The organism is Streptomyces sp. 7N604 (genome assembly GCF_052245475.1).
GTDB lineage: Bacteria > Actinomycetota > Actinomycetes > Streptomycetales > Streptomycetaceae > Streptomyces.
Window position 1 is genome coordinate 14248 of record NZ_JBQQBX010000007.1, and the last position, 25569, is coordinate 39816.

The 25569-nt window shown below is 72.2% G+C and carries 24 protein-coding genes; 12 read left to right on the top strand and 12 right to left on the bottom strand.

Features of this window, described 5'->3' with window-relative positions; all coding sequences use genetic code 11:
* Positions 1 to 130 precede the first annotated feature (130 nt).
* Entirely contained in the window at positions 131 to 1282 is a 1152-nt protein-coding gene (locus tag ACTWP8_RS09360) for an acyl-CoA dehydrogenase family protein (protein WP_443321676.1), read from the top strand.
* A 163-nt stretch (positions 1283 to 1445) separates the two neighbouring features.
* Positions 1446 to 2048 carry a TetR/AcrR family transcriptional regulator gene (locus ACTWP8_RS09365; protein WP_443321872.1) on the top strand — a complete coding sequence of 201 codons (603 nt, stop codon included), beginning with the start codon at positions 1446 to 1448 and terminating at the stop codon, positions 2046 to 2048.
* A 27-nt stretch (positions 2049 to 2075) separates the two neighbouring features.
* Here the strand turns inward: ACTWP8_RS09365 and ACTWP8_RS09370 are convergent, their stop codons facing one another.
* Positions 2076 to 2537, bottom strand: a complete 462-nt coding sequence (locus ACTWP8_RS09370) for a MaoC family dehydratase (RefSeq protein ID WP_443321677.1) — start codon at positions 2535 to 2537, stop codon at positions 2076 to 2078.
* 130 nt (positions 2538 to 2667) lie between these two features.
* Here ACTWP8_RS09370 and soxR point away from each other — a divergent pair, with 130 nt between their 5' ends.
* Entirely contained in the window at positions 2668 to 3129 is a 462-nt protein-coding gene (gene soxR / locus ACTWP8_RS09375) for a redox-sensitive transcriptional activator SoxR (protein ID WP_443321678.1), read from the top strand.
* A 78-nt stretch (positions 3130 to 3207) separates the two neighbouring features.
* Here soxR and ACTWP8_RS09380 read toward each other — a convergent pair whose 3' ends face one another.
* Positions 3208 to 4653, bottom strand: coding sequence for an amidase (locus ACTWP8_RS09380; protein ID WP_443321679.1), 1446 nt, complete (start codon positions 4651 to 4653; stop codon positions 3208 to 3210).
* A 430-nt stretch (positions 4654 to 5083) separates the two neighbouring features.
* Positions 5084 to 5689, bottom strand: coding sequence for a hypothetical protein (locus tag ACTWP8_RS09385; protein ID WP_443321680.1), 606 nt, complete (start codon positions 5687 to 5689; stop codon positions 5084 to 5086).
* Between the two features lie 274 nt (positions 5690 to 5963).
* Between ACTWP8_RS09385 and ACTWP8_RS09390 the strand changes: the two genes are divergently transcribed.
* Complete coding sequence (locus ACTWP8_RS09390) at positions 5964 to 8774, top strand: penicillin acylase family protein (RefSeq protein ID WP_443321681.1); 2811 nt, start codon at positions 5964 to 5966, stop codon at positions 8772 to 8774.
* A 155-nt stretch (positions 8775 to 8929) separates the two neighbouring features.
* The gene (locus ACTWP8_RS09395) at positions 8930 to 10378 is read left to right on the top strand and encodes a CAP domain-containing protein (RefSeq protein WP_443321682.1); all 1449 of its coding nucleotides are present in this window, start codon (positions 8930 to 8932) and stop codon (positions 10376 to 10378) included.
* A gap of 31 nt (positions 10379 to 10409) precedes the next feature.
* Here the strand turns inward: ACTWP8_RS09395 and ACTWP8_RS09400 are convergent, their stop codons facing one another.
* A complete protein-coding gene (locus ACTWP8_RS09400; RefSeq protein WP_443321683.1) occupies positions 10410 to 11690 on the bottom strand; it encodes an exo-beta-N-acetylmuramidase NamZ family protein in 1281 nt (426 codons plus the stop codon).
* A 155-nt stretch (positions 11691 to 11845) separates the two neighbouring features.
* Between ACTWP8_RS09400 and ACTWP8_RS09405 the strand changes: the two genes are divergently transcribed.
* From ACTWP8_RS09405 to ACTWP8_RS09415, 3 genes are read left to right on the top strand one after another with little or no spacing between them, the layout of a single operon-like run.
* Complete coding sequence (locus ACTWP8_RS09405; RefSeq protein WP_443321873.1) at positions 11846 to 12598, top strand: SDR family oxidoreductase; 753 nt, start codon at positions 11846 to 11848, stop codon at positions 12596 to 12598.
* Positions 12595 to 14256, top strand: a complete 1662-nt coding sequence (locus ACTWP8_RS09410; protein WP_443321684.1) for a class I adenylate-forming enzyme family protein — start codon at positions 12595 to 12597, stop codon at positions 14254 to 14256. The genes ACTWP8_RS09405 and ACTWP8_RS09410 overlap by 4 nt, the downstream gene beginning before the upstream one ends.
* Positions 14257 to 14296: 40 nt before the next feature.
* Positions 14297 to 14890: a TetR/AcrR family transcriptional regulator gene (locus tag ACTWP8_RS09415; protein ID WP_443317376.1), complete on the top strand. Its 594-nt coding sequence runs from the start codon at positions 14297 to 14299 to the stop codon at positions 14888 to 14890.
* A gap of 188 nt (positions 14891 to 15078) precedes the next feature.
* Here the strand turns inward: ACTWP8_RS09415 and ACTWP8_RS09420 are convergent, their stop codons facing one another.
* Both ACTWP8_RS09420 and ACTWP8_RS09425 read right to left on the bottom strand, forming a co-directional pair.
* The gene (locus tag ACTWP8_RS09420) at positions 15079 to 16293 is read right to left on the bottom strand and encodes an acyl-CoA dehydrogenase family protein (RefSeq protein ID WP_443321685.1); all 1215 of its coding nucleotides are present in this window, start codon (positions 16291 to 16293) and stop codon (positions 15079 to 15081) included.
* Positions 16294 to 16299: 6 nt separating this feature from the next.
* Positions 16300 to 17322, bottom strand: a complete 1023-nt coding sequence (locus tag ACTWP8_RS09425; protein WP_443321686.1) for a phosphotransferase family protein — start codon at positions 17320 to 17322, stop codon at positions 16300 to 16302.
* Between the two features lie 136 nt (positions 17323 to 17458).
* On the opposite strand from ACTWP8_RS09425, the gene ACTWP8_RS09430 reads away from it, so the two are divergent.
* Positions 17459 to 18769, top strand: a complete 1311-nt coding sequence (locus ACTWP8_RS09430; RefSeq protein WP_443321687.1) for a glucarate dehydratase family protein — start codon at positions 17459 to 17461, stop codon at positions 18767 to 18769.
* Between the two features lie 31 nt (positions 18770 to 18800).
* Here the strand turns inward: ACTWP8_RS09430 and ACTWP8_RS09435 are convergent, their stop codons facing one another.
* On the bottom strand, positions 18801 to 19328 hold the full coding sequence (locus ACTWP8_RS09435) for a gluconokinase (protein WP_443321688.1): 528 nt from the start codon (positions 19326 to 19328) through the stop codon (positions 18801 to 18803).
* Between the two features lie 60 nt (positions 19329 to 19388).
* Complete coding sequence (locus tag ACTWP8_RS09440; RefSeq protein WP_443321689.1) at positions 19389 to 19772, bottom strand: winged helix-turn-helix transcriptional regulator; 384 nt, start codon at positions 19770 to 19772, stop codon at positions 19389 to 19391.
* A gap of 102 nt (positions 19773 to 19874) precedes the next feature.
* On the opposite strand from ACTWP8_RS09440, the gene ACTWP8_RS09445 reads away from it, so the two are divergent.
* Complete coding sequence (locus ACTWP8_RS09445; RefSeq protein WP_443321690.1) at positions 19875 to 20105, top strand: NAD(P)-binding domain-containing protein; 231 nt, start codon at positions 19875 to 19877, stop codon at positions 20103 to 20105.
* 78 nt (positions 20106 to 20183) lie between these two features.
* On the opposite strand, the gene ACTWP8_RS09450 is transcribed toward ACTWP8_RS09445, so the two are convergent.
* The 4 genes from ACTWP8_RS09450 to ACTWP8_RS09465 are packed head-to-tail and all read right to left on the bottom strand — an operon-like array spanning position 20184 to position 22375.
* Positions 20184 to 20603, bottom strand: coding sequence for a DUF202 domain-containing protein (locus ACTWP8_RS09450; RefSeq protein WP_443321691.1), 420 nt, complete (start codon positions 20601 to 20603; stop codon positions 20184 to 20186).
* Positions 20603 to 21028 (bottom strand): YidH family protein, encoded by a 426-nt coding sequence (locus ACTWP8_RS09455; protein WP_443321692.1) that lies wholly within the window; start codon positions 21026 to 21028, stop codon positions 20603 to 20605. Before ACTWP8_RS09455 ends, ACTWP8_RS09450 begins: the two co-directional genes overlap by 1 nt.
* A 10-nt stretch (positions 21029 to 21038) precedes the next feature.
* On the bottom strand, positions 21039 to 21566 hold the full coding sequence (locus tag ACTWP8_RS09460; RefSeq protein WP_443317388.1) for an NUDIX hydrolase: 528 nt from the start codon (positions 21564 to 21566) through the stop codon (positions 21039 to 21041).
* 59 nt (positions 21567 to 21625) lie between these two features.
* The gene (locus ACTWP8_RS09465) at positions 21626 to 22375 is read right to left on the bottom strand and encodes a hypothetical protein (protein WP_443321693.1); all 750 of its coding nucleotides are present in this window, start codon (positions 22373 to 22375) and stop codon (positions 21626 to 21628) included.
* 251 nt (positions 22376 to 22626) lie between these two features.
* On the opposite strand from ACTWP8_RS09465, the gene ACTWP8_RS09470 reads away from it, so the two are divergent.
* Together ACTWP8_RS09470 and ACTWP8_RS09475 are read left to right on the top strand one after the other, a co-directional pair.
* The gene (locus ACTWP8_RS09470) at positions 22627 to 24282 is read left to right on the top strand and encodes an FAD-binding dehydrogenase (RefSeq protein ID WP_443321874.1); all 1656 of its coding nucleotides are present in this window, start codon (positions 22627 to 22629) and stop codon (positions 24280 to 24282) included.
* 282 nt (positions 24283 to 24564) lie between these two features.
* The gene (locus tag ACTWP8_RS09475) at positions 24565 to 25515 is read left to right on the top strand and encodes a hypothetical protein (RefSeq protein ID WP_443321694.1); all 951 of its coding nucleotides are present in this window, start codon (positions 24565 to 24567) and stop codon (positions 25513 to 25515) included.
* Positions 25516 to 25569: the final 54 nt, after the last annotated feature.

Sequence of the window (25569 nt, forward strand, 5' to 3'; positions counted from 1 at the left end):
GTAGAGGCCGTCCCCCATAAACTAGCACTGCTAATTTATGCGGGACTCCGGCGGAAGCCATGAAAGCCGCGAGATCCACGCCATCCATGCCATCCACGCCATCCGCGACAGCCGACGAAAGGTGCGCGCCGTGAACCTGGAGCTCTCCGAGGAGCAGGAGGCCGTCCGCCGACTCGCCAAGGACTTCACCGACCGCGAGATCGTCCCGAACGCCGTCGCGTGGGACCGGGCGGAAAGTGTCGACCGCGGCATCGTGAAGACCCTCGGCGACCTCGGCTTCCTGGGCCTCACCATCCCCGAGGAGTACGGCGGATCCGGCGGCGACCACCTCGCGTACGTCCTGGTCACCGAGGAGCTGGGGCGCGGCGACTCCGCGGTGCGCGGGATCCTGTCCGTGTCGCTCGGCCTGGTCGCCAAGACGATCGCCGCGTGGGGGAGCGAGGAGCAGAAGCGCGCGTGGCTGCCCCGGCTCTGCTCGGGCGAGGCTGTCGGCTGCTTCGGCCTCACCGAGCCCGGCACCGGCTCCGATGCCGCGAACCTCACCACGCGCGCGGTGCGCGACGGCGACGACTACGTCATCGACGGCACCAAGATGTTCATCACCAACGGCACCTGGGCGGACGTCGTCCTGCTCTTCGCCCGCACCGGCCAGGAGCCCGGCCACAAGGGCATCAGCGCCTTCCTCGTCCCCACCGACACACCGGGTCTGACCCGCCGCGAGATCCACGGGAAGCTCGGCCTGCGCGGCCAGGCAACCGCCGAGCTGATCCTCGAGGGCGTCCGCGTCCCGGCCTCCGCCATGATCGCCCCGGAGGGCAAGGGCTTCTCGGTCGCCATGTCGGCGCTGGCCAAGGGCCGGATGTCGGTCGCGGCGGGCTGCGTCGGCATCGCGCAGGCGTGCCTGGATGCGGCGGTGCGGTACGCGGGCGAGCGCGAGCAGTTCGGCCGGCCGATCGCCCGGCACCAGCTCGTCCAGGAGCTGATATCCGACATCGCGGTGGACGTCGAGGCGGCCCGGCTGCTGACGTGGCGGGTGGCCGACCACATCGAGCGCGGGCTGCCGTTCGCGACCGAGTCCTCCGTCGCCAAGCTGTACGCGAGCGAGGCCGCGGTGCGCTGCGCCAACAACGCCCTGCAGGTGTTCGGCGGGTATGGCTATATCGATGAATACCCCGCGGGCAAGCTGCTTCGCGACGCCCGCGTGATGACGCTCTACGAGGGCACCAGCCAGATCCACAAGCTTCTGATCGGCCGTGCCCTGACGGGAGAATCGGCGTTCTGAGCGGCCCGCACGGACAGGCCCCCTAAGCGCTTGCTCAGCTTCGGAGGTATGGTGTTTGTCCGGCCGGCGGAGGGTCCGCGGGGCCGGAGGACGGGACGTGCGTGCAATGGGCACCGAGGCGGAGCGGACGGCTGACCGTACGGCCGGGCAGGGGGCCGAGTGCATGGCCGAGCAGTGGGACGACGTCGCACCCGACGCGGCCAGGCGACTGGTGATCGCCGCGGTCCAGGCCTTCGCCGAGCGCGGCTACCACGCGACCACCACCCGCGATATCGCCGGCCGCGCCGGCATGAGCCCGGCCGCCCTCTACATCCACTACAAGACGAAGGAAGAGCTGCTCTTCCAGATCAGCAGCGTCGGCCACCGCCTCTCGCTGGGGATCCTCCAGGATGCGGCAGCCGGCGACGGCACCCCCGCCGACCGCCTCGGCACCGCCGTACGCTCCTTCGTCCGCTGGCACGCCGAGCGCCACACGACCGCCCGCGTGGTGCAGTACGAGCTGGGGGCGCTGGGCGAGGAGCACTACGCGGAGATCGTCGGGCTGCGCCGCGAGGTCGACGCCACGATGCGGTCGATCATCCAGGAGGGGGTCGACGCGGGCGACTTCGACGTACCCGACGTCGCCGGCACGACGCTCGCCGTGCTGTCCCTCTGCATCGACGTGGCCCGCTGGTTCAACCCGGAGGGCCGGCGCACCCCCGACGACGTCGGGCGGCTGTATGCCGACCTCGTCCTGCGGATGGTTGGCGCCGCCCCCCAGGGCTGACGACAAGAACCGGCTGGAGCGAACCGGCTAGAGATAGAAGCGGCTCACCGTCTCCGCCACGCACGCCGGCTTCGCGCCGCCCTCCCGCTCGACCGTCACGCTCGTGGTCAGCTGCACGCCGCCCTCGACCTCGGTCACCTCGGCGATCTTCCCGGTCGCCCGCAGGCGCGAGCCGACCGGCACCGGCGAAGGAAAGCGGACCTTGTTCGAGCCGTAGTTGATCCCCATCCGCACGCCCTCGACCCGGAGCAGCTGCGGCACGAACGCGGGCAGCAGCGACAGCGTGAGATAACCGTGGGCGATGGTCGTGCCGAACGGCCCGGCCGCGGCCTTCTCCGGGTCCACGTGGATCCACTGGTGGTCGCCGGTCGCGTCCGCGAACAGGTCGATCCGCTTCTGGTCGACCTCCAGCCAGTCACTGAAGCCCAGCTGGTCGCCGACCGCGGACCGCAGCTCGTCGAGCGATGAGAAGACCCGGGGTTCCGCCATCTCCGATACCTCCACCGGCTTTGCGCACGCACCGTGCGCAACGTTACGTACTAAGCAGTTGCTCAGCACCTGCCAGCATGGTTCGAAGGCGGTCTTCTGTCAACGCGTCGCCGACGTAGGGTTGGGTCCTGTGCCGCAGATACCCACAACTGTTCACGAGCTCACCGTCGGCCAGCTGTCCGCGCGCAGCGGCGCAGCCGTGTCGGCACTGCACTTCTACGAGTCCAAGGGCCTGATCAGCAGCCGCCGCACGTCGGGCAACCAGCGCCGCTACAACCGTGACACGCTGCGCCGCGTCGCGTTCGTACGCGCCGCGCAGCGCGTCGGCATCCCGCTCGCCACCATCCGGGACGCGCTCGCCGAGCTGCCCGACGAGCGCACCCCGACCCGCGAGGACTGGGCCAGGCTCTCCGAGGCCTGGCGCTCCGAACTCGATCAGCGCATCCAGCAGCTCAACCGGCTGCGCGACCACCTCACCGACTGCATCGGCTGCGGGTGCCTCTCGCTCGACACGTGCGTGCTCTCCAACCCGGACGACCGCTTCGGCGAGCGCGGGGACGGCTCGCGGCTGCTGGTGCAGCGCAAACGCTGAGCCGCCCAGCCACGCGAGCCACCCGAGCTATCCCAGCTGGGCAAGCCGCCCGAGCCACCCCAAGCGGACCCGGCCCGGTCACCAGACGGCCGGCCGCCTCGCCGCCCACGGCCGGGCCTCCTCCAGTTCGGCGGAGAGCGAGATCAGGGTCGTCTCCTCGCCGTAGCGGCCGCCGAACATGACGCCGATCGGCAGGTCCTCGTCCGTCCAGTGCAGCGGCACGCTGACGGCGGGCTGGCCGGTGGCGTTGTAGATCGGGGTGAACGGGGTGAAGGCGGCCATCGCCGCGAACTCGGCGTCCGGGTCCGCGTCGTTGCGCAACGCGCCCACCAGGGCCGGGGGCTGGGCCAGGGTCGGGGTGAGGATCGCGTCGTAGCCCGTCCCCGGGGTCAGGAGCGCGTCCGCGATCATCTGCCCCAGGGCCCGGAACGCGTACATCGAGTCCGCGAACTCCTGGCCCGTCACCTTGCCGCCGCGCTCGCGCAGATGGCGGCTGAGGGGCTGCAGCAGCCCTTCGGCGCCGGCCGGCACCGGGCGCGCCAGGGCCATGACGTCCCAGACCGTCGTGAAGGCGGTCCGCACCGTGTCGTCCACCGGCAGCTCCAGCTCGTCCACGTGGTGGCCGAGTTCGCGCAGCAGCGCGGTCGCGCCGTCGGCGGCGGCCCGGCAGTCGGGGTGCAGCTCCACGCCGGGAACGGGCGGCGTGAGCAGCGAGACGATCCGCAGCCGGCCGGCCGGGCGCCGCCGGGCGGCCGCGAGGAAGGTCTCGCCCGGCGGCAGGGACGAAGCGCCGTACGGGTCGCCTGGCATCGGCCCGGCGAGCACGTCGAGCAGCACCGCCGCGTCCGCGACCGTACGGCCGATGGGCCCGGACGTGCTGAGCCCGCTGATGTCGTGGAGGGCCGGGCCGCCGCTGACCCGGCCGCGGCTCGGCTTGATGCCGAACAGACCGCAGACCGAGGACGGGATGCGGATCGATCCGCCGCCGTCGCTGCCGTGGGCGACGGGCGCGAGGCCGCCCGCGACGGCGGCCGCCGCCCCGCCGCTCGACCCGCCCGCGGACCGGTCGAGGTCCCAGGGCGTACGGGCCGGGGGCGCGACCTTGTTCTCCGTGTAGCAGGGCAGGCCGAACTCGGGGGTGTTGGTCTTGCCGAGCATCACCGTGCCCGCGGCGCGCAGCTTGGTGACCACATGGTCGTCGACGTCGGGGATGTGGTCGCTGAAGGCCTCGGAGCCGAAGGTGCAGCGCACGCCCGCCACGAGGTTGAGATCCTTGACCGGCACCGGCACGCCGTGCAGCGGCGGCAGTTCCCTGCCCTCGCGGCGCGCGGCCGTCGCCTCGTCCTCCGCGGCGGTGGCCTGCTTCCGGGCGATCTCGGGCGTGAGGGTGATGAACGCGCCCAGAGTCTGGTCCAGTTGGTCGATCCGTCGCAGGTAGTGCTCGGTCAGCTCGAGCGGCGAGAGCGTCCCCTCCCGGATTCCCTCCGCCTGCTCCAGCGCTGTCAGATCGTGCAGCTCGGCCATGCCCGTCCGTTCTCTCGGCGACTGGAGCAGAATCGTCGCACTACCGCCTGGTAACGGGCCAGACCTCGCCGTGTCCGAGGTGGGTTGCCGTCCCATGTCTCGTCGCGGCCTCCGGCGTCGCGGCGCCTGGTCGCCTGAGCGGTGCCGGGGCCGGTCAGCCCGCCTGCCGGTAGGAGGCGAACCGGGCGAGCAGGCCATGGGGGGCATGGTCACTGAAGCAGACGGCGAGGCTGTCGGCGGACTCGCCGGCGGAAGCCTCGCTGCGCGGGACGCCGACGCCGCCAAGGCGGCGCTGCGTGGCCCGGTCGGCGCTGGTGGCCCGCCCCGTTTCCGGGACTTCAGGGTGCGATGGAGCCCGGCGACCGGGTGTCGCCGAGTGGCGTCCGGCGGGGGAAGGGCTGCGGGACGCGGCGTGGGCGGACGTAGTGCGCTACGAGGCCAGCGCCGCTCTTCGGCATCTCTTGGCCGTCATCAGCGCCTCGTCCGTCAGCACGGCTTCGGGCACGACGATGCCGCAGCCCGTGCAGACCGGTCCCGAACCCGGATGGCGCTCCAGGCCGTGGCGCCAGACGATCCGGTCGTCCGCGCACACCGGGCACACCTCGCGCGGCTCGGACTCCAGCGCCGCGATGAGACGCCGGAGGACGTCGGGGAGGGGTGCCGTCGGGTGGTGCTGCGGGTCGTCGCACCAGACCACGCCGCACCCGCCCCACGTGCGGCGATGCCATTCGTCCAGAGCGCCGGGCTGCCGGATGCCCGCGTGCTTCTCGCGCTTGCGCCGGGCCGCGAACTCCACGTCGTACGCGAGCCAGATGGTCCGCGCCTCCTCCAGCTCCGCGAGTGCCGCGACGAGCCGCGCGGGCTCCGGCTGGCGGTCTCCCGTTCCGATGCCGACCCGGGTGCACAGGTGGTGCCAGGTCGCCCGGTGTCCGTAAGGGGCGAATTTCTCCAGGCACTTGCGCAGGGCGGTGCGCCGCTGCCGGGTCGGGATCCGTGGGTCGCGTACGTGCTCGGCGAGGGCTCTGAATCCGGCCATCTTCCTTGCCACCTCCGTGGCTCGAACTTCGGCTGGTACTCCGGCGATGAGGAATGGACGGATCCCGGAGCGATTCGGATCCATCGAACTGCCTGGCGATTCGCGGCCGGAGTCGTGGGCGGACCGGGCGTTGGTGCTCTCGCCGGGGCGCTCAACTCCCCGCGTGATTCCTGCAGATCCGGAAGAAGCTGACGTCTGTTCATCTTCCGGTGGCGCAGTACCGGCGGTAACCTCCCGGCCACCGTTTTGGGTCCCGTACTCGGGAGGAGCAGGAATGCGACCGCGCACCCCACGCCTCACCGCCGCCCTGCTCGCGCTGATCGCCGGACTGGTCTCGCCGTTGCCGCAGGCCGCCGCCGCAGAGCCGAGCAGCCCACCCGTCGCCGACTACTGCCAGGGCCAGTGCGCAGACATCCTGCCGCCGGGCGAGAACGGCAACGCCACGCTCGCCGAGATCCTGGCCCACCGCCTCTTCGGCACCCGCCCAGCCCACAGCTCCGACCAACTGGGCCCGTACAACGACCTCGTCGCAGGCCATACTTCCCTCACCGACGACACGTTGACCGAGTTCTTCAACGACTCCTCCTTCGGCGTGCCCGAGGACCAGGTCGCCTCCGTCACCAGGCCGCGCCCCGACGTGACGATCACCCGTGACAAGAAGACCGGCGTGCCGCACATCCAGGGCACCACGCGCGAAGGAACCGAATTCGGCGCCGGATACGCGGCCGGCCAGGACCGGCTCTGGCTCATCGACCTCTTCCGGCATATCGGCCGCGGGCAGCTCACTCCCTTCGCGGGCGGCGCACCCGCCAACCAGGGCCTGGAGCAGCAGTTCTGGCCGCTGGCGCCGTACACCGAGAAGGACCTCCAAGCCCAGATCGACCGGATCACCGAGACGGGCGGCGAGCGCGGGAAGCAGGCCATGGCGGACGCGCAGGCGTACATCGACGGCCTCAACGCATACCGGGAGCAGTCGAAGAACGGGCGCTACTTCCCCGGCGAGTACGTCCTCACCGGCCATATCGACGCCATCACCAACGCCGGTGAGATCGAGCCGTTCAAGCTCACCGACCTGATCGCGCTCGCCTCCGTCGTCGGCGGGCTCTTCGGCAACGGCGGTGGCGGAGAAGTGCAGTCGGCGCTCTCGCTGCTCGCCGCGCAGCAGAAGTACGGCGTCGCCGAAGGCACGAAGGTGTGGGAGTCCTTCCGGATGCGCAACGACCCGGAGTCCGTGCTCACCGTGCACGACGGGCAGCGCTTCCCGTACGCGGGCAAGCCGGACAGGGCGCGCGGCACCGCCCTTCCGGACCGCGGCTCGGTCACCCCTGAGCCGCTGGTGTTCGACCGCACGGGTGCGGCGGCCGATTCCCGCAAGCCCCGGGCAAAGGATCCGGTCAAGGCCCCGAAGAAGCTGAAGCCGTTGCAGGGCATCTTCGACGACGGGGTGCTGCCCGCCGATCTGTTCAGCAGGCCGCGGGGTATGTCCAACGCCCTGCTCGTCTCGGGCGAGCACACCGCGAGCGGCAACCCGGTCGCCGTCTTCGGCCCGCAGACCGGCTACATCGCCCCCCAGCTGCTGATGCTCCAGGAGCTCCAGGGCCCCGGCATCAGCGCGCGCGGCGCGTCCTTCGCGGGCATCGGGATGTACGTCCAACTGGGCCGCGGCCAGGACTACTCCTGGAGCGCGACCTCGGCGTCCCAGGACATCACCGACACCTACGCCCTCGAGCTGTGCGAACCGGACGGTTCCCCGCCCACCAAGGACTCCACGCACTACCGCTACCGGGGCAGCTGCAAGCCGATGGAGAAGCTGGAGCAGCGCAACGCGTGGAAGCCGTCGCTGGCCGACTCCACCCCGGCCGGCTCGTACCGGATGCAGGTGTACCGCACCGAGTACGGCACCGTGACACACCGCGCCACCGTCGGCGGCAAGCCCGTCGCATACGCGCTGCTGCGCTCCACCTACCGCCACGAGGCCGACTCGATCATCGGCTTCCAGATGCTCAACGACCCGGGCCATGTGCGCGGCGCGCGATCCTTCCAGCGCGCGGCGCAGCACATCGACTACGCCTTCAACTGGTTCTACGCCGACTCGCGGGAAGCCGCTTACTACAACAGCGGCCTGAACCCCGTACGCGCTCCCGGCGTCGACGCCTCCCTCCCGGTGAAGGCCGAAGGGACCTACGAGTGGCGGGACTTCAACCCGGTCGCCAACACCGCCGCCTACACCCCGCCCGCCCAGCACCCGCAGTCCATCGGCCAGGACTACTTCGTCTCCTGGAACAACAAGCAGGCGCTCGACTACTCCTCGTCCGGCTTCGGCAACGGCTCGGTGCACCGTGGGGACCTGCTGGACGACCGGGTGGCGGCGCTCGTGGGCCGTGGCGGGGTGACCCGGGCCTCGCTCACCCGGGCCATGGCCGACGCCGGGCTCGCCGACCTGCGCGGTGAGGACGTGCTGCCCGAGCTGCTGAAGGTGCTCCGCAGCAAGCCCATGACCGATACGCAACTCGCAGCCGCCGTCGGAAAGTTGGAATCCTGGCTCGACGCGGGCGCGGAGCGCCGCGAAACCGCCCCCGGGTCGCACACCTACACCCACCCCGATGCCGTACGCATCATGGACGCCTGGTGGCCGCTGCTCGTCGAGGCCGCGTTCAAGCCGGGTCTCGGCACGGAGCTCTACGACGCGCTGCGCGCCAACATCCCGGTCGACGAATCCCCGTCGGCGGGCCACGGGCCCACCGGGTCGCACGCCGGCTCGTCCTTCCTGTCCGGGTGGTGGAGCTATGTCGACAAGGATCTCCGCCGGCTGCTCGGAGAGCCGGTGAAGGGGCGGCTCGCGAAGGCGTACTGCGGTAACGGAGACCTGTCCGCCTGCCGCGAAGCCCTTCTCGCGACCCTGGGGCAGGCTGCCGCCAAGCCTGCCACGGAGGTCTATCCGGGCGACGCCTCCTGCACGGCGGGCGATCAGTGGTGCGCCGACGCGATCATCCACCGGCCGGTCGGCGGGCTCACCCACGACACCATCCACTGGCAGAACCGTCCGACCTTCCAGCAGGTCGTGGAGTTCCCACGGCATCGGTGACATGGGGCGCGCGGGTCCTGCCGCCGGCGGCAGGACCGGCGCGTCTCGTACGGGCGGCGCGGTCGCGGTGCCGTATGACCCGTTGGGGGCAGGGCAGTTGCCCGATCGGCCGCCGTCCGCATGCGGCCTTCCCGGCCCTCCGGTACGCATGGATCATGGATTTCCACACCGGCCCTCAGGGGCCTCTCCGAGTACGCCCGCGCCTCGGGCGCGGCAGAGGTGGAGCGCGGCTGCGGCTCGTCGTGCCCGCCGCGGTCCTGGCAGCCACCTTGGGCCTGCCGTCCGGCAGCGCCTGGGCCGCGTCCGAGCCGCCACCGCCCGCCGCGAGCGGCGATGGCGACGACGCCGGGGCCCGCGGGGCTCCCGGGCAGCCCTCGGCTCCCGGCGAGGCGGCCGCGTCCGGCGACGACCTCGCCGACGGAATCGCTCTTGGGCCCGCGCACGAAGGCGCGGGCGAGGAGCCCCTGGCGGCACAGGAGGCGCAGCCCCCCGACGCACCGGACGCGGAGCCCGGTGCCGCGCCGTCCGCCGAGCCCTCCGCCGAATCCGTCATGGAGCCGGGCGGCCTGCTGTCCCTGCTGATGCCCGGCGCCGCACCGCCCGCACAACCTCCGTCGGCGTCACCGGCCGAGTCCTCCGCTGCGCCGCCCGAGCTGCCGGGCGACAGACCGCCTGCGGACCACATGGCCGCCCAGCTATCGGATGCCGCCGCACCGGACGCGGAGCCCGCCCACCAGCAGTCGGACTCCTCCCACCAGCAGGCGGAGCCCGCCCACCAGCAGTCGGACCCCGTCGACGGACCGTCGGAGCCCAACGCCGAGTCCTCCGCCGTCGTCCCGCCCTGGCCGCAGGGCAGGCAGCCCGAGGATCCGGCTGCCCGGCCCATCCCGGGGCCGCCCGCTCAGCCGCAGGGGGGCGAGCGGGGCCAGCGCGGTGCGCAGCCTCCGGCGCCCGCGGACGCGCCCCGTAAGGAACCGGTCGCTGAGCCCCCGTCGGCCGGTGTCGAGCCGCCCCGGGAACCGGAGCGCCGCCCGTCCGCCAGGCCCAAGTTGCCGCGGGAGCACGAGCGTCGCCCGGCGGCCAAGCCCAAGTCGCCCCACAAACACGACCGTCGCCCGTCGACCAGGCCCAAGTCGCCCCGGGCGTCCCAGTATCGCGCAGCCGTCAGGGGCAAGACCTTTCGCAAGCCGCAGCGCCGACAACGGGCCGGAACGCTCATGAAGGCGGCCCGGCAGGTCGTCAAGTTGATCAACGCGAGGCGGGCCGCTGCCGGATGCAGGCCGCTGCGGGTGAGCCCGGCCCTGTCCCGGGCCGCCACGAACCACGCGGATGCCATGGCCAGGTCCGGCAGGTTGTCCCACACAGGCCCGGACGGTTCGCAGCAGACCACCCGGGCGGCACGCGTCGGTTATCGCGGCTGGTCCGTCCTCGGCGAGAACATCGCGGTCGGCCAGAGGAGCCCCTCCCAGGTGACCCAGGACTGGATGAACAGCCCCGGGCACCGGGCGAACATTCTCAACTGCGAGTTCCGGGAGATCGGCGTCGGAGTTCACAAGGGCCCCAGCGGACCCTGGTGGGCCCAGAATTTCGGTGCCCGGCGATAGCCCCGCCCGCACCGCCGGCGACAGCCCCGCCTCACCGGTAGCGGAGGTACTTCCTCCGTACGGTGCGGAAGGCCTCCAGGCGCTCCTGCCAGGCCCCCGTCACCTCGTCCGTGTCCGCCCCGGCGTCGATCATGGTGCGCACGGCCGACGAGCCCGTCAGCTTGTCGATCCAGTTGTCCTGCCGCCACGCGAAGCCGCTCCACACCCGCTTCGCGGTGACGAGCAGGCCGATGCCCGTGCGCACCGGGTCGTAGGCCCCCCGGTCGTGGACGTGCAGCTGCACCCCGCCGATGGTCTTGCCCTGGAACTTCGAGAACGTGGGCGCGAAGTACGCCTCCCGGAAGCGGACCCCGGGCAGGCCGAGGGCGTTCGCGGCCTTCGCCCACCGGCGGTCGATGCCCTCCGCGCCGAGCAGCTCGAACGGGCGGGTGGTGCCGCGGCCCTCGGACAGGTTCGTGCCCTCGAACAGGCAGGTGCCGGAGTAGACCAGGGCGGTGTCCGGCGTCGGCATGTTGGGGCTCGGCGGCACCCACGGCAGCCCCGTGGCGTCATAGAAGTCCCCGCGCCGCCAGCCCGACATCTCCACCGTCTCCAGCTCGACGGCCTTGCCCGCCGCCTCCGGCACGAACTCGGCGTTGAACAGCCGCGCCAGCTCGCCCACCGTCATGCCGTGCGCCTGGGCGATCGGCTCGCGGCCGACGAAGGTCGCGTACGCCTTGTCGAGCACGGGCCCGTAGGCCTTCCGCCCGGTGACCGGGTTCGGCCGGTCCAGGACGACGACGCGCTTCCCGGCGAGGACCGCCGCGACCATGCAGTCGTAGAGCGTCCAGATGTAGGTGTAGAAGCGCGCGCCCACGTCCTGGATGTCGAAGACGACCGTGTCCACGCCCGACTCGGTGAAGATGCCGGCGAGTTCCCGCCCGCTCTTCCGGTACGTGTCGAAGACCGGCAGCCCGGTCGCGGGGTCGTCGTAGCGGCCCTCGGAGCCGCCTGCCTGCGCGGTCCCCCGGAAGCCGTGCTCGGGTCCGAAGACCGCGGTCAGATTCACCCGGTCGTCGGCGTGCATCACGTCCACGATGTGCCGGACGTCCGCCGTGATCCCGGTGGGGTTGGTCACCACGCCCACGCGCTGCCCGTCCAGCAGCCGGTAGCCGGTGGCCGCCAGCCGGTCGAAGCCGGTACGCAGCTGCTCGCCCCCGCAATGCCGCTCGGCCCCGGCGGCCGGTCCCGACCCGGCCGCGAGCGCCCCCACGGCCCCGGTGGCGGCCAGCAGGCTCCGTCTGGAGAGTTCTGGTTCCGGAGAAGTCGGCATGCTCACGCACGCTAGTGGTCCGCGTCCCCCGGCGGAACGACCCACGGCAGCGGCGTTCCCCCTCTTTCCGAGTGACATACCGACTGGTTAGTCTGCTCGCAGGCCAGCCGCGCCGCCGCGCACAGTCGAGTCGAAGGAGCCGCGACGTGAAGACGCTGCACGATGCCGGAGTCGTCGTCACCGGAGCCGGGGGAGGTATCGGGGCCGCGCTCGCCCGCAGGTTCGCCGCCGAGGGCGCCCGGGTCGTCATCAACGACCTGGACGCCGACAAGGCCAAGGCCGTGGCGGAGGAGATCGGCGGCACGGCCGTGCCCGGTGACGCCTCGGGGATCGTCGGCGACGCGCGTGAGGCGCTGGGCGGCCGCATCGACGTCTACTGCGCCAACGCGGGGCTCGCCTCGCCCGGCGGACCGAACGCCGGAGAGGACGTGTGGGCCGCCGCCTGGGACGTCAACGTCATGGCGCACGTGAGGGCGGCGCGCGAGCTGCTGCCCGAGTGGCTGGAGCGCGGCGCCGGCCGCTTCATCTCCACCGTCTCCGCGGCGGGCCTGCTCACCATGATCGGCGCGGCCCCGTACAGCGTCACCAAGCACGGCGCGCTCGCCTTCGCCGAGTGGCTCTCCCTCACCTACCGCCACCGCGGCATCGACGTGCACGCGATCTGCCCGCAGGGAGTCCGTACGGACATGCTGACCGAGGCGGGCAGCGCGGGCGAGATCGTGCTGGCGCCGACCGCCATCGAGCCCGAGCAGGTCGCCGACGCCCTGTTCGACGCGATGGCCGAAGGCCGCTTCCTGGTCCTTCCGCACCCCGAAGTCGCCGGCTACTACGAGTCCCGCGTCACCGAGAACGACCGCTGGCTCTCCGGGATGAACTACCTCCAGCAGAAGTGGGAGGCGACCCGATGAGCACCTCGATCTACGCGGCCCAGCCCTGGCTGGCCCAGCTCACCGACGTCCAGCGGGCCCCGGCCGCGCCGCCGGAGACCGTGCTGCACGCCTTCCGCGACGCCGTGCGCCGCTTTCCCGACCGCACCGCGCTGGCCTACTTCGACGGGCGGCTGAGCTACCGCGAGGCCGACGAGCTGTCCGACGGGATCGCGGGCCACCTCGCGGAGCGCGGATTCGCGCACGGCGACCGGCTGGCGCTCGTCCTGCAGAACACCCCGCAGTTCGTGCTGGCGCTGCTCGGCGCGTGGAAGGCGGGCGGCACGGTCGTGCCGGTCAACCCGATGTACAAGGACCGGGAGGTCGCGCACGTCCTCGCCGATGCCGAGGTGGCCGCACTGGTCTGCGCGGACCGCGCCTGGGAGGCGTACTTGCGCGACACCGCCGCCAAGTCCCCGGTCCGCATCGCCCTCACCACCAGCGACCTCGACCTCCAGACGCGGAACGACGAGCGGGTGCTGGGCGGTCCGCGGATACCGGTGCCCGCGGGTGCGGAGGACCTGCTCGCCGTCGCACGCCGGGGCGCGGCCGCGCCGGGCGACCGGGAGCTCGGGTCCGACGCCATCGCGCTGATCAGCTACACCTCCGGCACCAGCGGCACCCCCAAGGGCGCCATGAACACCCACGGCAACATCGCCTACAACGCCGAGCGGCAGCACACCGGGCTCGACCTGCCCGAGGGCAGCACGTACTTCGCGCTCGCCCCGCTCTTCCACATCACCGGCATGGTGTGCGAGCTGTCGGCCTGTATCGTGAGCGCGGGCACGCTCGCCCTCGCCTACCGCTTCGAGCCCGGTGTCGTCCTCGACGCCTTCGCCGAGCACCGCCCCGCGTACACCGTCGGCCCGTCCACGGCCTTCATGGCCCTGGCCGCCCACCCCGCCTGTACGCCGGACCACTTCAGCTCCTTCCGGATCATCTCCTCGGGCGGTGCGCCGGTGCCGCCCGCGCTGGTGGAGAAGTTCCGGGCGGACTTCGGCCCGTACCTCCGCAACGGCTACGGACTCACCGAGTGCACCGCCCCCTGCGCCTTCGTCCCGCCCGGGAAGGAGGCGCCGGTCGACCCGGAATCGGGCACGCTGTCCGTCGGCCTGCCGGGCCCCGACACGGTCGTCCGGATCGTGGACGAAAAGGGCGAGGACGTGCCCTTCGGCGAGCAGGGCGAGATCGCGGTGCGCGGCCCGATGGTGGTGCCCGGCTACTGGCGGCTGCCGGAGGCGAGCGCGGCCGCGCTCCCGGACGGCGAGCTGCGCACCGGCGACATCGGCTTCATGGACGAGAACGGCTGGCTGTACGTCGTCGACCGCAAGAAGGACATGATCAACGCGTCCGGCTTCAAGGTGTGGCCGCGCGAGGTCGAGGACGTCCTCTACACCCATCCGGCCGTCCGCGAAGCGGCGGTGGTGGGCGTGCCCGACGCGTACCGCGGCGAGACGGTGAAGGCCTACGTCAGCCTGCGCCCGGGCGAGTCCGCCGAGTCCGGGGAACTGGCCGCGTACTGCAAGGAGCGGCTCGCGGCCTACAAGTATCCGCGCGACGTCGAGATCCTGCCGGATCTGCCGAAGACGACAAGTGGGAAGATCCTCCGGCGGGAACTGAAATTGCGTTCTCGCGCGTAGATGCACAGAACAGCCACGAAACGAAAGGCGGGTGGCGGGAATGGCCAGGACGACGGACGGAGACGGCACCCCCGTCCCGCAGCGGCTTCTGGCCGCCGCCACCCGTCTCTTCGCTGACCGCGGGTACGACAAGACCTCCGTGCAGGACATCGTCGAGGCCGCCGGCGTGACCAAGGGCGCCCTCTACCACTACTTCGGCTCGAAGGACGATCTGCTCCACGAGATCTACGGGCGCGTGCTGCGGCTCCAGCAGGAGCGTCTCGACGCCCTCGCGGGCACGGACGCGCCAGTGGAGGAGCGGCTGCGCGCCGTCGCGGCCGATGTCGTGGTGACGACGATCGACAACCTCGACGACGCGTCGATCTTCTGGCGCTCGATGCACCACCTCGGCCCGGAGAAGCACAAGCAGGTGCGGGCGGAGCGGCGGCGCTATCACGAGCGGTTCCGGGCGCTGATCGAGGAGGGGCAGAAGAGCGGGGTCTTCAGCACGGCGACCCCGGCGGACCTGGTGGTGGACTACCACTTCGGGTCGGTCCACCACCTGTCGACGTGGTACCGGCCCGAGGGGCCGATGACGCCGCAGCAGGTCGCGGACCACCTGGCGGACCTCCTGCTCCGCGCGCTCCGGCCTTAGCGGCCGGCATTACGGTCTCCGCGGTTGCGGCCAAAGTCTTTCCGCCGCAGCGGCGAGAGGCCCGACGGCGCAGACCGGCGGTGCCGAATCAGCCGCGATCACCGGGGGATTCCGGTTGTTGCGGCCGGCTCGGCACCGCCGGTCGATGCCGTCGTGGTTGATCGCCGTCGCGGCGGGACGATTTTTCGCTACACGTAGCGCTTCAGCTCGCGGCGGGCGAGTGAGCGCTGGTGGACCTCGTCCGGGCCGTCGGCGATCCGGAGCGTGCGGGCCGCGGCCCAGAGTTCCGCGAGCGGGAAGTCCTGGCTGACGCCGCCCGCCCCGTGCAGCTGCACCGCCTGGTCCAGGATGTCGACGACCGTCCTCGGCGTCGCGATCTTGATGGCCTGGATCTCCGTGTGCGCGCCCCTGTTGCCGACCGTGTCCATCAGCCAGGCCGTCTTCAGAACCAGCAGCCGCAGCTGCTCGACCGCCACGCGCGCGTCAGCGATCCACCCCTGCACCTGGCCCTGCTGGGCGAGCGGCTTACCGAAGGCCGTACGGGACACCGCCCGGCGGCACATCAGCTCGATCGCCCGCTCCGCCATGCCGATCAGCCGCATGCAGTGGTGGATCCGGCCCGGGCCCAGCCGCGCCTGGGCGATGGCGAAGCCGCCGCCCTCCTCGCCGATCAGGTTGGAGGCCGGGACGCGCGCTCCGTGGAAGACGACCTCGGCATGGCCGCCGTGGTAGTGGTCCTCGTAGCCGTAGACCTGCATGGCGCGGCGGATCTCGACACCGGGGGTGTCGCGCGGCACGAGAATCATGGACTGCTGGCGGCGGACGTCATCGGAGTCGGGGTCGGTCTTGCCCATCACGATGAAGATGTTGCAGTCGGGGTGCATCGCGCCGGACGCGAACCACTTCCGGCCGGTGATGACGTACTCGTCGCCCTCCCGCTCGATCCGGGTCGCGATATTGGTGGCGTCGGCGGAGGCGACCTCGGGCTCGGTCATCGCGAAAGCCGACCGGATCTCCCCGGCGAGCAGCGGCTCGAGCCACTGCTTGCGCTGCTGCTCGCTGCCGAACTGGGTGAGCACCTCCATGTTGCCGGTGTCCGGGGCGGCACAGTTGAGCGCGGTGGGGGCCAGCTGCGGGCTGCGGCCGGTGATCTCGGCGAGCGGCGCGTACTGCAGATTGGTCAGCCCGGCGCCGTACTTCTCGTCCGGCAGGAACAGGTTCCACAGCCCCTGCTTGCGGGCCTCGGCCTTCAGATCCTCCTGGACCGGCACGGTGAGCCAGGGCGAGGAGAGCTGGGCGCGCTGCTCCTCGGCCACCTTCTCCGCCGGGTACACGTACTCGTCCATGAAGGCGAGGAGCTTCTGGCGCAGCTCCTCGGTACGCGCGTCGAATGCGAAGTCCATGCGTGCTCAGCTTTCCTGAAGGGTGTTGAGGCCGTTGTCGATGAAGACCGGGACGAGATCGCCGATGCGGTCGAAGCCGGCGCCGACGGTCTGGCCGAGCGTGAAGCGGTAGTGGATGCCCTCGAGGACGACCGCGAGCTTGAACCAGGCGAAGGCGGTGTACCAGGAGACGGCGGAGGCGTCGCGGCCGGAGCCCGCGACGTACCGCTCGATCAGCTCGGCGGGGTCCGGGTGCCCCGGCGCCCCGGCCGTCGTGCTGACCGGGGAGTCGGAGACGTCGATCCGCTGGCTGTACATCACCAGCAGTCCGAGGTCGGTCAGCGGATCGCCGAGGGTCGACATCTCCCAGTCGAGGATCGCCTTGATCCGGTCGTCCCCGCCGACCAGGACGTTGTCGAGGCGGTAGTCGCCGTGGACGACCGTGGGAGCGGGGGACTGGGGCATGGTTTTGCCCAGGGCGGCGTGCAGCTCGTCGATGCCGGGCAGCTCGCGGTTCCGGGAGGCCTCGAGCTGCTTGCCCCAGCGGCGCAGCTGGCGGTCGAGGAAGCCCTCGGGGCGCCCGAAGTCCCCGAGCCCGGCCGCCTCCGGCTCGACCGCGTGCAGCTCGACGAGCGTGTCCACCAGTCCGAGGATCACCCCGCGGGTGCGCTCGGGCCCGAGTGCGGACAGCTGCTCGGCCGACCGGTACGGGGTCCCGTCCACGAACTTCATGACGTAGAAGGGCGACCCGATGACGGACTCGTCCTCGCAGAGCAGCAGTGGCTCGGGGACGGGCACGGCGGTCGCGTGCAGGCCGCTGATCACCCGGTGCTCGCGGCGCATGTCATGGGCGGTCGCGAGCACGTGCCCCAGGGGCGGGCGGCGGACGACCCAGCGAGAGGTCCCGTCGGTGACCGTGTAGGTGAGGTTCGACCGGCCGCCCTCGATGAGCTCGGCACTGAGCGGTCCCCGGACGAGTCCGGGGCGCTCGCGGTCCAGGTGGCCGCGCAGCTGCTCGAGGTCGAGTCCAGGGGGGTGATCGTTGCTCATCGAGGCACTCTCCTCCGTGGGAGACGGTTAGTCGGTAAGGCGAACACCCCTCATCATGCCGACCAGTCGGTATGGAGTCCAGTGAGCTGCAGCAACCATCTGGCGTCCCTAACGCATGCGTGAATAGAGTTCATGTATGGATACAGCGCTGATCGTCGACGAGGTTCGGATCACCCCGATACTGATCGCCGACCCGCCGCTGCTCAACACCCAGGGGGTGCACCAGCCGTATACGCCCCGCCTGGTGATCGAGGTCGTCACGCGCGGCGGTGTGACCGGCGTCGGGGAGACGTACGGGGACGGGAAGTACCTCCGCATCGCCCGCGCGCTGGCCCAGGTGCTGCCCGGCCGCTCGGTCAGCGATCTGAACGGGCTCTTCTCACTCGCCGCCGAGGTCTCCGGCGACCCCGCCGGGACGGTGGCGAGCGTGGACGCGGGCGGTCTGCGCGGCGTGCAGACCGCCGACAAGCTGCGGCTCTCGGTCGTCTCCGGCTTCGAGGTCGGGTGCCTGGACGCCCTGGGCAAGGCGCTCGGCCTGCCCGTGCACGCCCTGCTCGGCGGCAAGGTGCGCGATCGCGTCGAGTACAGCGCGTATCTCTTCTACCGCTGGGCCGAGCATCCGGACGGGGGCGAGCCGAGCGCGGGAATCGGCGCGCGGGACGACTGGGGGGCGGCGCTCGATCCGGAAGGGGTGGTGGCGCAGGCGCGGCGCTTCGAGCGGGACTACGGCTTCCGGTCCTTCAAGCTCAAGGGCGGTGTCTTCCCGCCGGATGAGGAGATCGCGGCGGTGCGCGCGCTCGCCGAGGCGCTGCCCGGCCGTCCGCTGCGCCTGGACCCCAACGGGGCCTGGTCCGTGGATACGTCGCTGCGCGTCGCCCATGAGCTGCGGGACGTGCTCGAATACCTGGAGGACCCGACCAGCGGCATGGAGCGGATGGCCGTGGTCGCGGCCCGTGCCGGGGTTCCGCTCGCCACGAACATGTGCGTCACCACCGTCCCCGAGATCCGGGAGGCCTTCAGGCGGGGCGCGGTCCAGGTGGTGCTCTCCGACCACCACTACTGGGGCGGGCTGCACCGTACGCGTGAACTCGCCGCGATCTGCCGCGCCTTCGGTGTCGGCCTGGCCATGCACTCCAACACCCACCTGGGCATCAGCCTCGCCGCCATGACGCACGTCGCCGCGACCGTGCCCAACCTCGACTACGCCTGCGACAGCCACTACCCCTGGCAGACCGAGGACGTCATCACCGCGCGGCACGTCTTCCGCGACGGGCGGCTCGAGGTCTCCGACGCCCCTGGCCTCGGCGTCGAGCTGGACCGGGACGCGCTCGCGGCGCTCCACAGGCGCTGGCAGGCCGACGACGGCACGATGCGGGAGCGCGACGACGCGGCCGCGATGCGCAAGGCGGACCCGGAGTGGATCACTCCGGCGGTCCCGCGCTGGTGAGGTTCGGGTCGTGCCCGCCGACAACCGGGGCTCAGGAGGGCGGGAGTTCGGCGAGCGCCCGGTCGGTGGTCTCCTCCGGGGTGCCGTCGATCGGGACCATCGCTCCGTTCTCATCCTCCTCCAGCGGCTCCAGGTCGGCGAACTGCGAGCGCAGCAGGCGGGCCGGCATGAAGTGGTTCCTGCGGTCCGCAAGCCGGTGGGCGATCAGCTCGAAGGAGCCGCTGAGGTGGACGAAGAACGCTGCGGGCGCGGCCTGGGCGAGCCGGTCGCGGTACGCGCGCTTGAGCGCCGAGCAGCCGACCACCCCGCCGCCGGAGGTGTGGTCGGCCAGCCATACGCCGATGGCGTCGAGCCAGGGCAGACGGTCGGCGTCGTCGAGCGGAGTGCCGGCCGACATCTTGGCGACGTTCTCCGGCGGGTGGAAGTCGTCGGCCTCCGCGTACGGGACTCCGAGCCGGTCGGCGAGCCGCTCGCCGATCGTCGTCTTGCCCGCGCCCGACACGCCCATGACGACGACCAGGGGAGCGGCGCGCTTCGTCCGCTTGCGGGTCGTGGCCATGGGCCCCTCTGGTCGTCCGGTGTCGCCTTGCATGGTCTTGTGACGCTTTGTCCGGCCAGGCTAGCCTGGGACGTCCGCCGTATCGCGGTTCCACCCCTGTGCCTCGACGAACGCGTCGCCGTACTCGTCGGCCCACCGCCCCAGCGCGCGAAGCGGCTCCAGCAGGCTCCGGCCCAGCGCCGTCAGGCTGTACTCCACGCGCGGCGGCGCCTCGGCGTACACCCGGCGCGACACCAGCCCGTACCCCTCCAGCCGGCGCAGCGTCTGGGTGAGGACCTTGGTGCTGATGCCGCCGATCGGCTCGCGCAACTCGCCCGGCCGGTAAGAGCCGTGGTCCAGCGCGTACAGCACGACCGCGTTCCAGGTGTTGCCGATCAGATCGATGCCCAGCCGTGCGCGGCAGTCGGCGAAGTGGCGCTCCGGGGCTTTGGCGCTCTGCGTCACAAGTCTCCTCCTGACGCCCGCAGTTGGGCACCAAAGGGTGCCTATCGGCTTTCCTGCCGTATCTTTCGCACACGCTACGTGAGCCACATGAGAGGGGAAGCGATGAGGATCGGGATTCTGGGCACCGGCGACATGGCCGACGCGCTGGGCACCCAGTGGGCGCGGGCCGGGTACGAGCTGCTCATCGGCGGCCGTACGCCGTCGCGCGCCGCCGCGCTGGCGGAGCGCATCGGCGCGCGGGGCCCGGACGGCCGGAAGCCTGCGCGAGGCGGCCGAGTACGGCGAGGCGGTGCTGCTCGCGGTCGCCCACGCGGGGGTGCCGCAGATGCTTGAGCAGGCGGGGGCCGCAGACGGGACCCTGGGCGGGAAGGCGCTGATCGACTGCCGCGCCGTCAGCCGGGTGCGGGCGGATCAGAACAGCAGCGCCGTGCCGAACGCGGCGATCGCGACCGCGCAGCCCGCGGCAGCCGCTGCCGCCCGCGGGGACAGCAGGGGCGGCACGGGACGGTGCGGCGCCGGGCTGGGCGGACGGTGCGGCGCCGGGGGACCCTGCGGCGCCGGGGGCCCGTACGGCACCGGCGGCTGAGGCTGCGGCGCGGACAGCGCGCGGATGCGCGCGTGCGCCACGCCCAGGAACGCCGCCAATGCCAGGACCACGAACACGACCGCCACGACGCCGAGCGGCGACACCCCGCCGTACAGCGCGAGCCGCACCGCCAGCACCGCGACCACCGTGCACGCCAGGGTCGTACGCCGCCACGCCAGCCGCGTGCGCTCCGGCTGCAGCCCCGGATCGCGCACGGCTCGCGCATCCCGCGCGGCCCGTGTCATCAGTCGGCCCAGCCGGCCGCCACGGCGACCACCATCACCACCGCCATCGCGCCGACCGTCAGCGCCAGCAGCGAGGGGAAGCGGGACACCGGCAGATCCTCGCCGCGCCGCATCGCCAGTTCGCAGCGCACCCAGTGATTGACTGCACGCACCGCGCACATCGCGCCGACCGCGAGCAGCAGCAGGGCGAGCGTGACGCGCAGCGTCCGGTGCAGATCCGGCAGGAACTGGGCGACCGCGAAGCCGCCGCCCACGAGCGCGAGGGCCGTCCGCAGCCAGGCCAGGAAGGTGCGCTCGTTCGCCAGTGAGAAGCGGTAGTCGGGCGTCTCGCCCTCGTCGCCGATCCGTGCGGGTGCCCACCACAACCGGGCCGCGGCGGTGGCCGCCCGCAGCCTCCCGGGCAGGGCCTTCACGGGAACGATCACGACCGGCACACTACCGGCCGCGCCACTCCAGCAGCCTCCGGTACGCCTCCAGGCCGTCCGGAACCCACTCCCAGCGCGGCAGGCGCTCCGCCAGCTCCTCGTCGGTGAGGAAGGTGTGCCAGGCCACCTCCTCGGCCTGGGGGTTGACCGGCAGCGGGCACCGGACCTCGTGGACGTACGACCACCAGGTGTGCTCGGGCGACTCGTAGAGGAACTTGAACAGGGGTACGGGGGAGGGGAGTCCGGTCACGCCGAGCTCCTCCTCCGCCTCGCGCAGCGCCGCGTCCTCGTACGACTCGCCGGCGCCGACCACGCCGCCGACGAACATGTCGTAGCGGGACGGGAAGACGAGTTTCCCGGCGGTCCTGCGGTGGACGAAGATCCGGCCGTCGGCGTCGCGCGCGAGGATGAACACGCAGCGGTGCCGCAGCCCTTGCACGTATGCCTCGCCGCGCGGCGCCTGCCCGACGACCCGGTCCTGCACGTCCACGATGTCCAGCAGCTCCTCAGCGGAGCGCGACGCCTGCTGCTCAGCCATGTGGCCATCCAAGCAGACGAGGGCGGCTGCGGCAGCGCGGCCGGAGCCGCGGTACCCGGCTAGTCGTCCTCGGTCTCGTCCGCGTGCTTCTGCCGGGCGGCCGTGCCTCCGGTGCGGTGTTCGCCACCCGCCCTCCCCATAGAGGGAGGGCGGGTGGGAATTCCGGCGCGCAGCGCGGCCATGCGCCGCAAGGTGGCAGCGCGCCGCGTGGCCGCGCGCGCCGGCATGGCGCTCGGCCAGCGCGTCAGGAAAGCCAGTCGTGGGCGCGGCCTGGAGTCGGACGGCGTCCCGGTGGTCCAGCGCACCGGCACGCGGCCCACGTCCGCGCCGCCCCCGCCCGCGGCGCGGTCGGACGCGCTCCCCACCTGGGCCGCTCGCCGCGCGTCACGCGGGGCCCGGCGGGCGGCTGTCCGGCCCTCGCCGGTGGTGGGCGACGCCGCCTGCGGGGCGGAGGAACCGGCGCCTCGCACGGGCGCCACGGGGACATCGGAGGGGTCCTGGGGCTCGGGCAGTACGAGCAGCAGCGCCGAGGCCACCGCCACGGCCGAGACCATCACGGCCTCCGCCGCGCGCCTCCGCCCGTAAGCCCGCCCGTAAGCCCGCTCGTACGGCCGTCCGTAACCCCGCCTGTACGGTCGTCCGTAACCCCGCCCGGCTCCGCCGCGGGCCCGCCCCGGCCGGAGAACCTCCCCCTCGATGACCGCCGCGGTCCCCGCCCGCCCCGGCTCGAGGGGCTGCGGGGCGGGGATCACCCGCGTCGGGCGCAGCACGCGCCGCCGCTGCTCAGGTGCACGCTCAGCCTCAGCCATGCGCCAGGATGATTCACAGGCCGCCGACCACTGTCCAGTCGCCCAAATCACCAACACCCGTTCATTCACAGAGAGTTGAGCCCAGTGGCCTGCGCGTCCACAGCCCACGGCCCCGCCCCACGAACGGTGTACACCGTCGTTCAACAGGTTGACGCCGTGTACAACTGTCCAGAAGATCGTACGCAGCGGTAACGGCCGCGCACCTGTCGCGCTTCGACGAGGCGCCCTCCGGCGAGGATGGAACGATGGCGATGGCGTACGACGCTGATGTGATCGTGATCGGGGCAGGTCTCGCGGGTCTGGCGGCCACCGCGGAACTCGCCGACGCCGGCCGCCGCGTCATCCTCCTCGACCAGGAGCCCGAAGCCTCGCTCGGCGGCCAGGCCCACTGGTCCTTCGGCGGGCTCTTCTTCGTCGACTCGCCCGAGCAGCGCCGTATGCGCATCCGCGACAGCCACGACCTCGCCTGGCAGGACTGGCTGGGCACGGCCGCCTTCGACCGCGAGGAGGATCACTGGCCGCGCCGCTGGGCCGAGGCCTACGTGGACTTCGCCTCGGGGGAGAAGCGGGCCTGGCTGCGCGCCCAGGGCGTGCGGATCTTCCCGGTCGTCGGCTGGGCCGAGCGCGGCGGCTACGAAGCCACCGGGCACGGCAACTCCGTACCCCGCTTCCACATCACCTGGGGCACGGGCCCCGGCCTCGTCGCGCCCTTCGAGCGGCGGGTGCGCGCCGCGGCCGAGCGCGGACTGGTGGAGCTGCGCTTCCGGCACCGGGTCACCGGCCTCTCGCGCACGGCGGGCACGGTGGACACCGTGACCGGCGAGGTCCTGGCGCCCAGCGGCGCCGCGCGCGGCACCGCGAGCAGCCGCGAGGTCACCGGCTCCTTCGAACTGCGCGCCCAGGCCGTGATCGTCACCTCCGGCGGCATCGGCGGCAACCACGACCTCGTACGCCGCAACTGGCCCGAGCGCCTCGGTACACCCCCGGAGCGGATGCTCTCCGGCGTGCCCGCGCACGTGGACGGCGAGATGCTCGGCGTCGTCGAGTCCGCGGGCGGTCGGCTGATCAACCGCGACCGGATGTGGCACTACACCGAGGGCATCGAGAACTGGAACCCGATCTGGGCCAAGCACGGCATACGCATCCTGCCCGGCCCGTCGTCGCTGTGGCTCGACGCGCGCGGGCGGCGGCTCCCGGTGCCGCTGTTCCCGGGCTTCGACACCCTCGGCACGCTCGAGCACATCATGAAGACCGGCTACGACTACACGTGGTTCGTCCTCGACCAGCGCATCATCGGCAAGGAGTTCGCGCTGTCCGGCTCCGAGCAGAACCCCGATCTGACGGGACGCAGCATCCGCGACGTGATCGGCCGGGCGCGCGCCGACGTGCCGGGCCCGGTCAGGGCGTTCATGGACAACGGTGTCGACTTCGTCGTCGAGAAGGACCTCTCCGCACTCGTCCGGGGCATGAACGCCCTCACCAAGGAGCCGCTGATCGACGAGGCGGAGCTGCGCCGCGAGATCACCGCGCGCGACCGGGAGATCGCCAACCCGTTCACCAAGGACCTTCAGGTCATGGCCATCCGCGGCACCCGCAAGTACCTCGGCGACAAGCTCATCCGCACCGCGGCCCCGCACCGCATCCTCGACCCCAAGGCCGGCCCGCTGATCGCCGTACGGCTGCACATCCTGACCCGTAAGTTCCTTGGCGGGCTGGAGACCGATCTGTCGTCCCGGGTGCTGGGCGAGGGCGGCGATCCGCTGGCCGGCGTCTACGCGGCGGGGGAGGCGGCGGGATTCGGCGGCGGGGGAGTGCACGGCTACCGCTCGCTCGAAGGCACCTTCCTCGGTGGCTGCCTCTTCTCCGGGCGTACGGCGGGCAGGGCGGCGGCGAAGGCCGTCGGGTAGCCCGACTGCCACCGGTCCAGACCAGATTCCCGTTCGGCGCATGGCGCAAAGAGCCTGGTCGTGGCCGGGGGATGAGTCCAACATTGCCGGAAATGACATGGAGTTGCGGAGCTTATGGGGTTCCTTTCCGGCCTTGACGCGGAGCGGTGACTACCGGTTTGCTGTGCGTGATCATTGGCCATTGGTGGGGCGTGACCAACCCCGCCGGATGCGACCGTCGTTATCGGGCAGGGGCCCCCGCAGGGGCAGAAAGTGGCGTGCCGCCGTGGAGGAAGCTCGCGGATGACTCCCCCTCCGCCTCCCCTCGGCCGATCTCGGCACAGGGACGGCCTGAGCTTCGATCCCGCACTCGACGACACCGCGCTCGCGAGTGCGCGCGATTCGCTCGCCCAGGGCAGATGGCCCGACGCGCGGTCGCTGCTCGCCCAGACCGGTGACGACTGGGACCGCCGCGGGCACCGTATCGTCGTCCTCGCCGAGAGCCCCACGAGCGCTGCCTGGGCCGAGGAATGGCAGCTGGCCGAGCCCGACAGCGCCGACGCCGCAACGCTGTTGGCCTGCGCCACCGTCTTCCGGGCGCTGCGCGGCAAGGCGAGCCGGGATGACGCGCGCGCGGCGTGCCGGGCCGCGGCGCGCATGGCGCCCGCCGATCCGACACCCTGGCTCGCCCTGCTGATCCTCGCCCGCCGCACCGGCACCGACGACGAGCGGCTCCAGGTCTTCGACCAGGTGCGCGGCCGCCATCGCGATCACCACCACGCCCACCATCTGATGACGGCCTGCCTGGCGGAGCGTCAGCAGGGCGAGGGCGACGACCCGTTCCACGAGGTGTACGACTTCGCGTACTGGGCCGCGGAGCAGGCCCCCGCGGACTCGCCGCTCGCCGTGCTGCCCGTCGTCGCGCACACCGAGCGCTACCGCGTTCTGGCCGGGGCCGGGATCGAGCCCGCCGACCCCGCGCGCTCCCGGCACTGGACGACCCGCAGGGCCCGGCAGGCGATGAAGGCCGCCTTCGACTGGTGGCTCGAGTGGGAGGGCGAGGACCACCCCCGCAACAAGGTCGACCTCAACTACCTCGCCCACGCGAAGGTTTACGAGGGGCGGACGGCCGAGGCCGCCGCCCTGTTCAACCGGATCGGGCCGTACGTCACCACCGCACCCTGGTCCTATCCGGACCGCGATCCGAGGAAAGCTTTCCGCACCGCGCGCCGCGCCGCGCTCGGCTCCTCGTAGCGCCCGCGACGCACCGCCCCGCGCACCACCGAGCACCGCTGAGAACCACCCCAG

Excerpts from the sequence above, each read along its gene's own strand:
- ACTWP8_RS09365 (WP_443321872.1), top strand. The coding sequence starts at position 1,446 with ATGGCCGAGCAGTGGGACGACGTCGCACCCGACGCGGCCAGGCGACTG.
- ACTWP8_RS09370 (WP_443321677.1), bottom strand. The coding sequence starts at position 2,537 with ATGGCGGAACCCCGGGTCTTCTCATCGCTCGACGAGCTGCGGTCCGCG.
- ACTWP8_RS09380 (WP_443321679.1), bottom strand. The coding sequence starts at position 4,653 with ATGGCCGAGCTGCACGATCTGACAGCGCTGGAGCAGGCGGAGGGAATC.
- ACTWP8_RS09385 (WP_443321680.1), bottom strand. The coding sequence starts at position 5,689 with ATGGCCGGATTCAGAGCCCTCGCCGAGCACGTACGCGACCCACGGATC.
- ACTWP8_RS09390 (WP_443321681.1), top strand. The coding sequence starts at position 5,964 with ATGCGACCGCGCACCCCACGCCTCACCGCCGCCCTGCTCGCGCTGATC.
- ACTWP8_RS09395 (WP_443321682.1), top strand. The coding sequence starts at position 8,930 with ATGGATTTCCACACCGGCCCTCAGGGGCCTCTCCGAGTACGCCCGCGC.
- ACTWP8_RS09400 (WP_443321683.1), bottom strand. The coding sequence starts at position 11,690 with ATGCCGACTTCTCCGGAACCAGAACTCTCCAGACGGAGCCTGCTGGCC.
- ACTWP8_RS09410 (WP_443321684.1), top strand. The coding sequence starts at position 12,595 with ATGAGCACCTCGATCTACGCGGCCCAGCCCTGGCTGGCCCAGCTCACC.
- ACTWP8_RS09415 (WP_443317376.1), top strand. The coding sequence starts at position 14,297 with ATGGCCAGGACGACGGACGGAGACGGCACCCCCGTCCCGCAGCGGCTT.
- ACTWP8_RS09420 (WP_443321685.1), bottom strand. The coding sequence starts at position 16,293 with ATGGACTTCGCATTCGACGCGCGTACCGAGGAGCTGCGCCAGAAGCTC.
- ACTWP8_RS09425 (WP_443321686.1), bottom strand. The coding sequence starts at position 17,322 with ATGAGCAACGATCACCCCCCTGGACTCGACCTCGAGCAGCTGCGCGGC.
- ACTWP8_RS09430 (WP_443321687.1), top strand. The coding sequence starts at position 17,459 with ATGGATACAGCGCTGATCGTCGACGAGGTTCGGATCACCCCGATACTG.
- ACTWP8_RS09435 (WP_443321688.1), bottom strand. The coding sequence starts at position 19,328 with ATGGCCACGACCCGCAAGCGGACGAAGCGCGCCGCTCCCCTGGTCGTC.
- ACTWP8_RS09445 (WP_443321690.1), top strand. The coding sequence starts at position 19,875 with ATGAGGATCGGGATTCTGGGCACCGGCGACATGGCCGACGCGCTGGGC.
- ACTWP8_RS09450 (WP_443321691.1), bottom strand. The coding sequence starts at position 20,603 with ATGACACGGGCCGCGCGGGATGCGCGAGCCGTGCGCGATCCGGGGCTG.
- ACTWP8_RS09460 (WP_443317388.1), bottom strand. The coding sequence starts at position 21,566 with ATGGCTGAGCAGCAGGCGTCGCGCTCCGCTGAGGAGCTGCTGGACATC.
- ACTWP8_RS09465 (WP_443321693.1), bottom strand. The coding sequence starts at position 22,375 with ATGGCTGAGGCTGAGCGTGCACCTGAGCAGCGGCGGCGCGTGCTGCGC.
- ACTWP8_RS09470 (WP_443321874.1), top strand. The coding sequence starts at position 22,627 with ATGGCGTACGACGCTGATGTGATCGTGATCGGGGCAGGTCTCGCGGGT.
- ACTWP8_RS09475 (WP_443321694.1), top strand. The coding sequence starts at position 24,565 with ATGACTCCCCCTCCGCCTCCCCTCGGCCGATCTCGGCACAGGGACGGC.